This window comes from Nocardia pneumoniae NBRC 100136, assembly GCF_000308755.1.
Lineage (GTDB): Bacteria > Actinomycetota > Actinomycetes > Mycobacteriales > Mycobacteriaceae > Nocardia > Nocardia pneumoniae.
Window position 1 is genome coordinate 32139 of sequence record NZ_BAGF01000084.1, and the last position, 12798, is coordinate 44936.

Annotated in this window: 12 protein-coding genes; 3 read left to right on the forward strand and 9 right to left on the reverse strand. The window is 67.5% G+C overall.

The genetic code is table 11. The features are described 5' to 3' along the window. The first annotated feature begins 269 nt into the window (after positions 1-269). Positions 270-716, forward strand: coding sequence for an NUDIX hydrolase (locus ON34_RS26960; protein WP_218003935.1), 447 nt, complete (start codon positions 270-272; stop codon positions 714-716). 660 nt (positions 717-1376) lie between these two features. On the opposite strand, the gene ON34_RS26970 is transcribed toward ON34_RS26960, so the two are convergent. Beyond that, complete coding sequence (locus ON34_RS26970) at positions 1377-2486, reverse strand: methyltransferase (protein ID WP_040784683.1); 1110 nt, start codon at positions 2484-2486, stop codon at positions 1377-1379. A 406-nt stretch (positions 2487-2892) separates the two neighbouring features. Between ON34_RS26970 and ON34_RS26975 the strand changes: the two genes are divergently transcribed. Next, positions 2893-3753: a haloalkane dehalogenase gene (locus ON34_RS26975; RefSeq protein WP_040784685.1), complete on the forward strand. Its 861-nt coding sequence runs from the start codon at positions 2893-2895 to the stop codon at positions 3751-3753. Positions 3754-3834: 81 nt separating this feature from the next. Here ON34_RS26975 and ON34_RS26980 read toward each other — a convergent pair whose 3' ends face one another. The 5 genes from ON34_RS26980 to ON34_RS27000 all read right to left on the reverse strand — a co-directional run bounded on the left by ON34_RS26980 (position 3835) and on the right by ON34_RS27000 (position 8715). Then, complete coding sequence (locus tag ON34_RS26980; RefSeq protein ID WP_040784686.1) at positions 3835-4350, reverse strand: flavin reductase family protein; 516 nt, start codon at positions 4348-4350, stop codon at positions 3835-3837. Next, the gene (locus tag ON34_RS26985) at positions 4343-4858 is read right to left on the reverse strand and encodes an NADPH-dependent FMN reductase (protein ID WP_040784688.1); all 516 of its coding nucleotides are present in this window, start codon (positions 4856-4858) and stop codon (positions 4343-4345) included. The genes ON34_RS26980 and ON34_RS26985 overlap by 8 nt, the downstream gene beginning before the upstream one ends. An 11-nt stretch (positions 4859-4869) precedes the next feature. After that, positions 4870-6087 carry an SfnB family sulfur acquisition oxidoreductase gene (locus ON34_RS26990; protein WP_040784690.1) on the reverse strand — a complete coding sequence of 406 codons (1218 nt, stop codon included), beginning with the start codon at positions 6085-6087 and terminating at the stop codon, positions 4870-4872. Continuing rightward, a complete protein-coding gene (gene sfnG / locus ON34_RS26995) occupies positions 6087-7202 on the reverse strand; it encodes a dimethylsulfone monooxygenase SfnG (RefSeq protein ID WP_040784691.1) in 1116 nt (371 codons plus the stop codon). Before sfnG ends, ON34_RS26990 begins: the two co-directional genes overlap by 1 nt. Positions 7203-7329: 127 nt before the next feature. Further along, complete coding sequence (locus ON34_RS27000) at positions 7330-8715, reverse strand: styrene monooxygenase/indole monooxygenase family protein (RefSeq protein ID WP_040784693.1); 1386 nt, start codon at positions 8713-8715, stop codon at positions 7330-7332. Positions 8716-8813: 98 nt separating this feature from the next. On the opposite strand from ON34_RS27000, the gene msrC reads away from it, so the two are divergent. Further along, positions 8814-9305: a free L-methionine (R)-S-oxide reductase MsrC gene (gene msrC / locus ON34_RS27005; protein WP_040784695.1), complete on the forward strand. Its 492-nt coding sequence runs from the start codon at positions 8814-8816 to the stop codon at positions 9303-9305. On the opposite strand, the gene ON34_RS27010 is transcribed toward msrC, so the two are convergent. From ON34_RS27010 to ON34_RS27020, 3 genes are all read right to left on the reverse strand, one after another. Then, positions 9289-10722 (reverse strand): LLM class flavin-dependent oxidoreductase, encoded by a 1434-nt coding sequence (locus ON34_RS27010; protein ID WP_040784967.1) that lies wholly within the window; start codon positions 10720-10722, stop codon positions 9289-9291. The two genes, msrC and ON34_RS27010, sit on opposite strands and share 17 nt — an antisense overlap. Next, the gene (locus tag ON34_RS27015) at positions 10719-11942 is read right to left on the reverse strand and encodes an acyl-CoA dehydrogenase family protein (protein ID WP_040784697.1); all 1224 of its coding nucleotides are present in this window, start codon (positions 11940-11942) and stop codon (positions 10719-10721) included. Before ON34_RS27015 ends, ON34_RS27010 begins: the two co-directional genes overlap by 4 nt. A 75-nt stretch (positions 11943-12017) precedes the next feature. Further along, entirely contained in the window at positions 12018-12491 is a 474-nt protein-coding gene (locus ON34_RS27020) for a MarR family winged helix-turn-helix transcriptional regulator (RefSeq protein ID WP_040784699.1), read from the reverse strand. Positions 12492-12798 lie beyond the last annotated feature (307 nt).

The window sequence follows — 12798 nt, forward strand, 5'->3', positions numbered from 1 at the left end:
ACACCGGAATCGGATGAATAACCCAAGGCCAGAGGGTGCGCAGACGTTGCTCGTGATCGCCGCTACGGTGGCTCGATTGCTACCTTCGACGTGTGAGCCGAACCCAGTGGACCATCCATGGCGAGCGCCTCGTCGACGAGAACCGACACATTCGACTGTCGACCGTTGATGTCGAACTGCCGACGGAGTGAGGTTCACGCAGTACGTGGCTCGGATGCCGCGGTGCGCGATGACCCTGGTACTGAACGAGAAGCGCGAGGCGCTATTTGATGTACCGGCATCGGTTCATCATCGACCGCTGGGTGTGGGAGCTGCCCGGAGGCTACGTAGACGACGCCGAGGACGTTGCGTTGGCGGCGGCCCGGGAGGTCGAAGAGGAGACCGGCTGGCGCCCGCGCACCATGGAACACCTCGTCACCTATCAGCCCGCGATCGGCACTCTCGACCAGCCGCAAGATATCTACCTCGCGCGCGGTGCCGACCTGACTGACAATCCGCCGGATATCAACGAGGCCGAACAGATCGAGTGGATCCCGCTGCCAGATGCGATCGCGATGGTCGACCGCGGCGAGATCGTCGGCGCCGCAACAGTCGTCGCGCTGTACCGCGCCCTCAGTCTGTCGCTCCGGTCACAAGGACCGCCGACGATGGATCTACAGCTTCCAACAGACCCGCGCGGGCAATGGCGGCAGCGAATGGATCGCCGCCGCCGTTGACGGCGCTCACTGGATCCCTCACCGACGCATGGCCGAAACAGGACGGGACCTCGAGCGACGAGTTCACCGTCATCGGTCCAGCGTTCGGTGCGCTGCACTGTCCACAGGTGATGCCGAGTGAAGGGTCCAAGCCCCTTTGGCCACCGCCGAGCCCAACCGTTCCAGATCGTGCAGCTTCCGCCATACGTGCAGACCAGGCACGGAAACAGTGCTGTAATCGGCGGAGGTTACGCGGACTGCGTGCCCGCACCCCAACGTTCCCCGTGAGCCTGACCCTGGAATTTATGAAGTCCGGTAGCGACTGGGAGGTGTTATGAAAGACCGACTTGCGATCTATCAGCGGCTCCCCGCCTGGACGTCGGATTGGCACTGGTTCCGCCGCAAGCTACTCAGGCTGTCGCCGCCTCCGAAGCATGAGTTCGAAGCGCTACTGCCGCCCTGGACTCGATCCGGTTCCCGGGGAACCAGCTATCCTCTGCGGCGCGAGTTCGGCGGCTGGGCGATCCGGCCTTCGCGCGGCTGGCGCCAGTTCCGGTGGATCACGCCGCCCCTGCACTACACGCGCGGCATCCCCGCCGATAACGAGGATGTCGCTTGCGACTGGGCATTGGAACGAATGGGTCTGTAGTCGATGTTCTGACGTGACGATGGGGCTGGGCGTCAATCCGGGACAAGACGGTAAAGCGTGATCGTTTCCGCGACGCGGGCGGCGTGGAGGGGCGTGGTGGGGTTGTTGGCCCGGGGGTGAACGGGCCTGGTTTCGAGTTGATCGGCGATCACCAAACCCGCCGCCGTGATGCGGGCGAGTAGGTCGTGGTGGGTGCGGAGGCCGAGGAGTTCGGGGAGGTCGGAGAGGATGAGCCAGCCCTCGCCGCCGGGGTGCAGGTGGGTGGGGAGGTCGGAGAGGAAGGTGTGGAGCATGGACGAGTTTTCGTCGTAGACGGCGGTTTCCAGTGCTGAGGTGGGCGTGGCCGGGATCCACGGTGGATTGCAGACGACGAGGTCGGCCTTGCCTTCCGGGAAGAGGGTCGGGCCTTGCACGTCGACGGATGTGAGGCGCAGTCGATCGAGGTTGGCGCGGGCGCAGAGCAGGGCGCGAGAGTTGTTGTCGGTGGCGGTGATTCGCCCGAATCCGCGGCGGGCGAGGACTGCGGCGAGCACGCCGGTACCGGTGCCGAGATCGAAGGCCGTGTCGGCTCGCGCGGGCAGTGGGGCGCGGGCGACGAGGTCCACGTACTCGCCGCGGACCGGGGAGAACACGCCGTAGTGCGGATGAATGCGGTCGCCGAGGGCGGGCACGTACACGCCCTTCGCCCGCCACTGCGCCGCGCCGAGCACGCCGAGCAACTCGGTGAGCGCCACTACCGTGCGACCGTGCGGCAGGCCGTACGCCTCCGTGCACGCGCGTCGCACGTCGGGGGCGCGGCGCAACCGCAGCGAGTGGTCGTCCTCCAGCAAAACGAGCAGCTTGCCGAGCACGCGTGCACGACGGCGGCGCGCCGCACGGTACCGCCGGAACGCTTCGGCCGGATCATCAACCAGCGTAAGCTCTCGATCGACCCGCCTGCCCATCGCCCGCAGCAGTTGCCTGGCATTGTGGAAATCCCCGCGCCACAGCAGGCCGGTCCCTGCCCGCGCCAGCCGACAGGCGGTGTCGGCGGTCGTCCGATCATCCACCGGCACAATCAATTCGGGTGGCGGCGCGGCACTTTCGGAATGCCAGCGAGCGGTTCGGGATGTGTTGTCTTCGGTCCAGAAAACGGTGGACACCGCGTACTCCTCGTGAGGGAACGTGCAGGGGCACGAGAAGCACTTCGACGCGGAGTCGCGAAAAGACCTGTGCGACTACCGCACAGGAATCAGAGAGAAGCTGATCTACGCCCGCGCCGAAGTGCGCGGGAAGTCACCGAGAACCATGCCGAGCGTCATGACCAGACCTTTCCGAAAGAGACACCCGAGTGTGCCACAGCGCTGATCGACGCGGCGAGCAGGCGCGGGCGGTCGTCCGCATCGGGACAGGTCGTCCAGGTCTCACGCCGCGCCGTTGCCGACAAGGCATGTCTCCCATCGAGTACCTCGGCCATGCGGCAGCAGTCCGGAGGCGGCCATCTCTCTCGAGTCTACTGCGCGCTCGTGGGGCACCACAGGTAATGTGGCATCGGCGGGAGGGGCACTGATGCTGATCGACTTCGTTCCCGACGGGAGTCTGTACCCTTTCGAGTCGCGCTGGTTCGACTCGTCCGTCGGCCGGGTTCACTACATCGACGAGGGGACCGGACCACCGATCCTGTTCTGTCATGGTGCTCCGACGTGGAGTTTCCTCTACCGCCACATCGTGAAGGACCTGCGCGACCGGTACCGGTGTGTCGCCGTCGACTACCTGGGTTTCGGATTGTCCGAACGTCCTGCGGGTTTCGGCTACACCATCGCCGAGCACACCGCGGTCCTCAGTGAGCTGATCGATCACCTGCAGCTCGACGGCTTCGTTCTGATGGGACACGATTGGGGCGGACCCATCGGTCTGGGCGCGGTCACTGCGCGCGCGGATCGGGTGCGGGGAATCGTGCTGGGCAACACCTTGTTCTGGCCGACCGAAGCAATGGCTAATCGGGCGTTCAGCATGATCATGAGCAGCCGTCCGATGCAGAGGCGGATACTCGAACACAATTTCCTCGTCGAGCGCGTCCTGCTCGCGGAGCTGGGGCGCAAGCTCACCGCGGCCGAGGCCGACCACTACCGCGCGGTGCAGCCCACCGCGGAAGCCCGGCGCGGACTCGCCGTGATGCCCAGAGAAATTCGTGCCGCGCGCCCGCTGCTGAACCAACTCGCCCGAGACGTGCCCGTCCTGCTCGGTGACAAGCCGACCCTGCTGGTGTGGGGAATGCGGGACATGGCGTTCCGTCCGAACGCCCATATCCCGCGAATTCGTGCCGCCTTCACCGATCTCGACGTAGTCGAGCTGCCACGCGCGGGGCACTTCATTCAGGAACACGCACCGGACGCGATCACGGCGGCGATCGCGAAGCGATTCCCGTAAGTACGGTCGACGAACGTCACACCCTCGACTCGCCCTGGCTCGCGCTATGGGAGACACGCCCTAGTGCAGGACTAGTCCTTCTCAGGCCGCCCCATTGGCCGGTTCCGCGTGCAACCGGCGGAAGCGGCTGCCCTGGAAGACCAAGGGCTCGACATCGGTACGGGTGGCGATGCGGTGAACGCGGAGGATGACCACAGCGTGGTCGCCCGCGGGCACGTTGGCTTCCTGCACGCCCTCGATCCAGGCGGAGGCGCCGTCGATGAACACGGCGTCGCCGGACCCGCGGTGCAGGCGGATGTCGCGGAAGCGGTCGCCGTCGCGGGTGCCCAGTGTGCGGGCGGCGGCCTGCTGGTCGGTGCCGAGCAGGCTCAGGCCGAGGTGGCTGGCGGCGGCGAGCTTGGGCCAGGTCGCCGAGGAGTTCTGCACGCAGAACGAGACCAGCGGCGGGTCGAGCGAGACGGGGACGAACGTGCTGACCGCGAGGCCGTGCGGAGTGCCGTCGATCTCCGCGCATACCGCGACGACACCGCTGGGGAAGTTGGCGAACGCGCGACGCAGACTGGCTCCGTCGGCGGGGAATTCGAACAGGTCATGCATGGTTCGCAGCCTTCGAGCTGTGGGTCAGTGCCTGGGCGACCGAACGCCACCGACCACTGTACCGGTCGATGACGCCGTCCTCGGCGAATGTGCGGTCGGACAGGTACAGCCCCGGCAGCGCCGCGGTGGCCCCGAGCTCGACCAGAACGGGCTTGAGCAGCAGGTCCGGCGCCAGGGCGTGGGCCGGTCCCGCGCCGAGCATCACCGGCACCGCGAGCACGCCCGCGAGGCCGGTTCCACCGTCGAACTGTTCGAGGAACAGCTTGAGCAGACCGGTGTAGGTCGCCTTGAACGTGGGGCTGGCGAACACCACGAGCTCCGAGTCGGCGACGGTGCGCACCGCCTCGGCCACCGCGGGATCGCCCCAGCTCAGCAGGCTCGGCCCGAAACCGACGAGATCGATCACGGCGGGCTCCACCTCCGGCCGCAACCCCTTCGCGACCAGGGTGGCCGCGGTCAGGGTGCGAGAAGCGGGTTTCGGATTGCCGACGACGACAGTGACTGTCATTTCGTCTCCTTTCAGATCACACCGTGCAGCGGCGGCGCCGTGTCGTGCAGCAGGGCACGGCCGATGTGCTGGTACTTCCAGCGCACCGGGTCGTGCAGGGTATGCGTGCGCGCGTTGCGCCAGAAGTGGTGCAGGTTCAGCTCCGCCGCGGCGCTGCGGGTTCCGCCGACTTCGAACAGCGCGGCGGACACGTCGTTGGCCGCGCGGTCGGCGAGTACCTTCGCGGTCGCGACAGCCAGCGACGCCTGCGCGACGCGTTCCGCGCTCGATTCGGTTCTGGTCGCCGCGTCGACCGCCCAGCCCGCGGACGAGAGGGTTGCCTCGGCCGCGGTCACCGCGACGGACAACTCGCCGAAGCGCTGGATCAGCAGCGGGTCGTCGACCGCGTCGGCCACTCCGGCCTCGAACCACGGGCGGCTCGTGGAACGCACGAAGTCCGTGGCGGCGGTGAGAGCGCCGCGCGCGATGCCCGTGTCGATGGCGGCGTGCAGCAGCTGAGCGAACGCTCCATAGCCGGTGGGCGCGCGCACCGCGCCGGATCGGGCGACCACTTGGTCGCGATCGACGGCCACGTCCTCGAAGGACACCGTTCCACTGCCGGTGGTCCGCTGCCCGATGCCGTTCCAGTCGTCCACGATGCGCACGCCGGGCGTGTTGGCGGGCAGGTAGGCGATGTACTCGCCTGGTTCGAGTCCGCTGCGCCCCTCCAGGTCATCCAGCCTGGTCAGCACCGCCAGCAAGTCGGCGAACAGCGACCCGGTGCAGTAGTACTTCACGCCGTCCACCCGGAACCGGTCGCCGACCGGCCGCAAGGTGGTCGCGATGTCGGCCACGGTCGCGCTGCTGCGCTCGGACTGGGCGTTCGCGATGCGCGCTCCATCGAGCACGCGGCCGAAATACCGCTCGCGCTGCCACTGCGAACCGGCCAGCCGCAGCAAGTTCAGATACACGAAGTGGCTGTGCGGGATCTGCGCGATATTGGGGTCGGCCGTGGCGAGAATCCGTGTCACTTCCGCGACCGCGCTCGGGGGCAGATCCGCGCCGCCGAACGCCGCGGGGACGGTGATGGCGAGCAGGCCGCTGGCCGCCAGCCGGTCGACCTCCGCGTACGGCAATGCGCGATCCCGGTCCCGCACGGCCGCCGCGGACGCGAAGTCCGCGGCGAGTCGCTGTGCGACCGAAAAAGCCTGTGCCGCCGACAGAATGCGATCGGCGGCAACCGCGGTCATCAGCTCACCGCCGCGACGGGCCGCTGGGCGGCTTCCAACTCGCGCACCAGCGGGAGCACCTTCGCGCCGAAGTACTCGATCTCCTCCTGGAAGTGCAGGAAGCCACCGAGGATCAGGTCGACGCCGAGCTGTTTGTAGGCGACGATCCGCTCGGCCACCTGCTCGGGTGTGCCGATCAGCTGCGTGCGGAAGCCGTCGTTGTACTGCACCAGGTCTTCGAACGTGGAGTCGGCCCACATGCCCTTACGATCTCTGGTGGACGCGCCCGCCTGCCGCACCGCGTCGCGGAAGCCCTCCACCGCGGGCTTGTTCGCCTTCTCGATGATCTCGCGCAGGGTGTCGCGGGCTTCCTTCTCGCTGTCGCGGGCGATGATGAAGCCGTTCAGCCCGAACTTCACCTCGCGGTCATGGGCCCGCGCGATCGTGCGCAGGTCGTCGAGCTGTTCGGTGACGCCGTCGAAGTCTTTGCCGTTGGAGAAGTACCAGTCGGCGTAGCGACCGCCGTTGCGCCGGGCCGCGGTGGAGTTACCGCCTTGGAACAGTTCGGGATTCGGGCGCTCGGGCGTGTTCAGCGGCTTCGGCTTGAGGGTGAAGTCGCGGATGCGGTAGAAGTCGCCGCCGTAGTTCACGTTGTCCTCGGTCCAGATCTTGCGGATCACCTCGAGGAATTCCGCGCTGCGCCGGTAACGCTCGTCGTGTTCCAGCCAGGGCTCGCCGAGCGCGGTGAATTCGCCCGCGAACCAGCCGGACACGACGTTGATGGCGAACCGGCCGCCGGACAGGTGGTCGGCGGTGGCGCCGAATTTCGCCAGCACAGCCGGGTGCCACAGCCCGGGATGCACGGCCGCGATGACCTTCAACCGTTCGGTGGCGCCGAGCAGCGCCAGGCTGAAGGAGGTCGATTCGTGCTGGTACTCGGCGCCGTAGGAGGCGGTGTAGCGGACCTGGGAGAGCGCGTAGTCGAAGCCGTTGCGCTCCGCGGTGCGCGCGAGCTTCTTGTTGTACTCGAAATCCCAGCTGGTGCGCTGTTCGATATCGCTGGTTACCAATCCCCCGCTGACGTTGGGCACCCAGTAGGCGAACTGGATCTGCTCGGCGATCTTCTCCGTGGTCATAGCTGCTCCATGGTTTTGCGGGGGTAGCCGTTGGATCGGAGGCCGGACGCCGCGCATGCGTCCGGCGCTCCTTCCACTCCAGCACCGTGCCCCGATCGGGACGAGGGTTTGAATCTGCGCGATCGGATCAGGCGCCGGCGAGCGCGTTCGCGTAGGTGGATCGGGTGAACGTGCCAGCGGGCGCGAACCTGGCGAGCAGCGCCGCGGCGTCCTCGCCGGTGACCCGGGTGATGAACTCGGTGGCCGCCTCCACCGAATCGACCGGAAGGAACGGCTGCGGACGGTGCAGCAAGCCGACCAGCGCCGAGGCGAACGCCGGATCGACGCTCGCCGCCGCGAAGAACGCGTTGCCGATCTCGGCCAGTTCCGGGTCGCCCAGGAACAGCCTGGTCACCTTGTTGGCGGCGTCGCCGCGCGCGGCCAGGAACGCCGCGTACTGACGCCCGATCCACACTTCGTCGAACGGCCCTTCGTGCACCGCCGCGGCGGCGACCAGCCGCTGCGCCTGGATCAGCCCGCTCTGCGCGCCCTGCCCCGCGATCGGGTCGTAGGCGACCGACGTGTCACCGAGCGAGGCGACCACGTGCCCGCCCGCCGTGCGGCCGACGCCGGACCGCACCACCGGACGCACCGCGCCCTTCAGCCACGAGTGCGGATCCTCCGGGATGGTCTTGGTGGCCAGCACCTCGGGCAGATCCCAGTCGATGTAGTCGCGGTAGAGCTCCTGCACGACGCGGTGCGCCGACTCGGCGGAGTCCGCGGCGGCGAAACGCTTCTCCCATTCGCTGCCTGGACGTGCCCATCCGAGGAATGCCCAGCTGGGGCCCACGTCCTTGTGCAGGTACGGCCCCCACCATGCCTCCCCCTGCTCGGCGAGGATGGAGAAACCGCTGTGCGCGCCACCCGCGACGCTGCGATGCGCGAAAACGCCGGTGTCATGGCCTATTCCGGTGACCGTTACGGTGAGCAACGAACGCTGCGGAGCGTCGTAGGGCGTGCGAGCCGTGTCGATCGGGAACAGGTCCGACAGTCCACCGCGACCGGTCGCGACCAGCGTGAGGTCGTTCACGGCGGCGATGCCGTCGAGCGTTTCCGGCGTGACTTGCTCGACGACGAACCGGCCGCCGCGCTCCAGGAACGCGCTGAGTCGTTCGTCGGCTTTGAGCCGAGTATCCACCGCGACTCCGACGAATCCGTCGAAATGACCGTCGAATTGGATCAATTCCGCGCGGTCCGGGCCTGCGATGCGCACGCTCAGGCCGGTATGCCGGGGCGCACGCGCGGTATAGCTGTCCAAACCCAGCGCGGCCTCGGCCTGCTGGGTCTCACCGAATTCCAGAGCGGTGCCCGTGGCGGGCACATCGTCGCGCAAAGAGCGCTGATCGCGCTCGCTGTAGAGCGTGACGTCGAAACCGGCGTCGAGTAGTCCTAGCGCCGCAGTGACGCCGGTCTGCCCGGCACCGATTACCGCGGCCGAACGAGTGGAACGGGATACGGATTGCTGCGATGTCATGCAGGGATGATGCGGTGCCCGCACAGCGCCCGAAGAGTGTTGCGATCAGCCGGAATCAATAGCCGCACAGCGAATTCCGAGCGCGTATCATTCGCCCCATGTCATTTGTCGTCGCTGCTCTGACCGGAGACCGCACCGAGCAGTACCGCCAGCTCACCGCGCAGGCGGCCGCGCTGGTGGCGGGCGAAACAGACCGCATCGCCAACGCGGCCAATCTTTCCGCACTGGTGTTCCACGCGCTGCCGGACGTGAATTGGGTGGGTTTCTATTTCTACGACGGACACGAGCTGGTCGTCGGACCATTTCAGGGCAAGCCCGCATGCGTGCGCATCGCGCTCGGAAAAGGGGTGTGCGGCACCGCGGCACAGACAAGAGAAACCCAACTCGTGCCGGACGTGCAGGCTTTTGCGGGGCATATCGCCTGCGACGCCGACACTCGTTCGGAAATTGTCGTACCGCTCATCCGGGACGGCGAACTCATCGGGGTTTTCGACCTCGACAGCCCGAAACCGGGACGTTTCGACGACGTCGACCGTGCGGGATTGGAATCGGTAGCCGAGGTATTTCTTTCGGTTACGAGTCCGCCGTGACCGTCGCGCCCGGCCGCGAGACGGCATCCGGCAGGGCGGTCGACCCCGCACCACCCAGTCGATAGCTCGCGCCGCGATGCTCCGCGGGCAACCTGTCACCCGCGGCGAACAACGCATTTCGCAACGTTCCCCGGACATACTCCTCGGCGTACGCACCGCGTGCGGTCAGTACTGGAACCACGTGCCGGACAATGTCTTCGAATGAGCCAGGTGTAATCGCGTAGGCCAGGTTGAACCCGTCGACATCGGTCTCGGCCACCCACTCCTGGAGCCGGTCGGCCACCGTCTCGCCCGAACCGACGAACACCGGACCCATGCCCCCGATTCCGGCCCATTTGCCGATATCGCGGACGGTCCATTCCCGACCGTCGTCGTCGAACTCCTGGAACGCCGCCACCGCCGACTGGATCGCGTTGCTCTCCACCTGGCCGATCGGGTCGTCGAGGTCGTAGCGGGACAGATCGATCCCCATCCAGCCGGACATGAACACCAGCCCGCCCTCGACGCTGGCGTAGGACAGGTACTCCTCGTGCTTGCGCCGGGCCGCTTCGTCGGTCTCGTCGGTGATGATCGTGGCCAGTGCGTAGATCCGCGCCGCGTCGCGGTCGCGCCCCGCCGCCCGCAACGCGTCCCGGATCCGGGAAACGGTCTGCGCGAGCACCCGTTTCGACGGACCCGCGATGAAGATCGCCTCGGCGTTCTCCGCCGCGAACCGGACACCACGCGGCGACGCCCCCGCCTGATAGATGACCGGCGTGCGCTGCGGCGACGGCTCCGAAAGATGGATGCCCGGCACGGTGTAGTGCGTACCGCGGTGGCCGATGTGATGCACCTTCGCCGGGTCGACGTAGACGCCCGCCGCGGCGTCGCGCACCACCGCGTCGTCCTCCCACGAGCCTTCCCACAGCTTGTACAGCACCTCGAGGTACTCGCCGGCCTGGTCGTAGCGATCGTCGTGGTCGAGTTGGTCCGCCGCGCCGAAGTTGCGCACCGCCGACGGCAGGTAGCCGGTCACCACGTTCCAGCCGAGTCGGCCGTTGGTGAGGTGGTCGAGGGTGGACAGCCGCCGAGCGAACGGGTATGGGTGCTCGAATCCGGTGCCGGTGGTGATGCCGAACCCCAAGTGCTCGGTCACCGCGGCCATGGCGGACACCAGCAGCAACGGGTCGGCCACCGGGATCTGCGCGCCCTGGTGCAGCGCGGCGATGTCGTTGCCGCCGTAGACGTCGTAGGTGCCCAGCACGTCGGCGATGAAGATGCCGTCGAAACGGCCGCGTTCCAGCAGCTTCGCCAGCTCGGTCCAGTAGCTCAGTTCCTTGTAGCGGTGGGACTGGTCGTCCGGATGCCGCCACAGCCCCGGTGACTGGTGGGCGACACAGTTCATGTCGAAGGCGTTGAAGCGGATCCGGCGCGTCACCGCACCGCTCCCTCGGCCGGTGTGCGGTCGCCCGCGCTCCACGCGAAGGGCAGGTCGGCGCCGTTGAGCAGATGATCACCGATCGCCCGCGCCTTCTGGATCGCGGGATTGTGCACCGAGATGGTGCGGGCGTTGCGCCAGTGCCGATCCAGGCGCAGTCGCTCCGAGACCACCGAGGCACCGCCCACTTCGAACAGCAGCGACGTAGCGGGCAGCACCAGGTCGATGACCGCGAGCTGCGCTCGTGCCGCGGCGAGTTCCACCTCGACCAGGTCCTTTTCGTCCTTCGCACCGCGCGCCAGTACGCGGTCGAGCACGTCGGCGACCGCGAGCACGCTCGCTTCCGCGGCGTACGCGGCCGCCGAGAGCCGCCCGATCACCTGCTGCACCAGCGGGTCGTGCCGCGGCAGATCCGCGGCGGAGTGCGTATAGCCGCGGGTGCGCGCCGCGACCCACTCCCGGACGTCGCGCTCGGCGCGCTTGGCGATGCCCGCGAGCACCGAGAGCTGGACGAGTTGCAGATACGAGGTCGCGTAGGTCGGGCCTGGGGCGCCGTAGCCGGGGCCGAGAATCCGATCCTCGGTCACCACCACGTCGGTGAATTCCGTGGTGCCGCTGGCGGTCAATCGCTGCCCGAAGCCGTCCCAGTCGTCATGCTGACGCACGCCGTCGGCGTTCGCGTCCACCAAGACGCCCACCCGCTCGCCGTCCCGGTCGGCCGCGGCAAGGATGTAGTCCGCGTACAGCGAGCCCGTGCTGTAGTACTTCACGCCGTTGAGCAGCCACCGGCCGCCGTCCTGGGTCAGCGTGGTGCGGTAGCGGTCCACCGCGCCGACGCCCGGTTCGGTGATCGCGTTGCCGACCAGCGTGCCGTCGGCGACCGCGCGCAGCCAGCGTTCCCGCCGCGGCCCCGCGTCCGCGAGCACCTGGTCCTCGACGAACGCGAAGTGCACGCGCAGCGCCTGCGGCAGATTCGATTCGGCGGCGGCGAGTTCGATGAGCAAGCGGAACAGCTGGCGGACGGAAACTCCGTATCCGCCGAACTCGACCGGAACGCGCAGCGCCCCGAACTTCGCCGCACGCAACCAACCGACCTCCTCGAAAGGCAGCGATCGATCGATCTCGCGCGCGACGGCGCCCTGGGCGATGCGGTCGAGGATCGGCCCGAAGATCGCATCCAGATCGGTGTCGGTAGTGGATTTCGCCTCGGTGGTCGTCATCACCCCACGATCGCGCAGGCCCGGCAGTCGCTCACGGGTTGCGCGCAGCGCGATCCGAATACGGTGCCCGCGCGCTCAACGCTGCTCGGTTCCGCCTGGCGAAGCGGGCGCTATGCCGGCGAGTTTTCGCAGCAAGCCGAGGGCAGGAGGGTGTTCGTCCGGGTCGAGGACCGCGAGCAGGATGCGCTGGACCTCATCGGCTTTCGGCAGTAGTTGCGCGTACTCGCGGCGACCGGTGCGAGTGAGGGCGATCCTTCGCTCCCGCTTGTCGGCGGGGTTGACCGATCGCTTGATCAGGTTCTTCCGTTCGAGTGACGCGGCGGATTGCGCCATCGTCGAGGTGTCGGTCCGCACTCGAGCGGATATCTCGTGTTGCGTCAATGGCCCGTCGGTGTAGACGACGTTCAGAATGGCGAACTGCGTTGGGGTGATGGAGTCGCCGACCGTGGCGTTCCAGATGGCGTTGTGTCGCTGGTAGAGCAGCCTGATCAGGTGGCCGGGCGTCTCCGCGAAGACATGCGGCACCAGCGCCGAGGTGAGTGACTCCATTCGCTGATTAGATCACGGTCGCGCCGCCGTTCGGGGCTGCTCGGTCGTTCGGCCAATAGGGTGACGACTCATTGTCCCGAGGCCGATAGTACGCCTACGGACCATCTGGCAGCCGCTGCGGATAGTACGTGTACGGACCAAGTTGAGTCAAGGGTATCCGCTCTGAATCGCTTGTAGAACAACGTATCTCGTCGTCGCCACACAGACCGTGGCCCGACCCCCTAACGTTTAGGGGTTGCCACCCGTGATCATCCAGGGGTACTGTTCGGAATCGATCGAAGTGGTGCTTCCGGGTCCGGACCGGAAT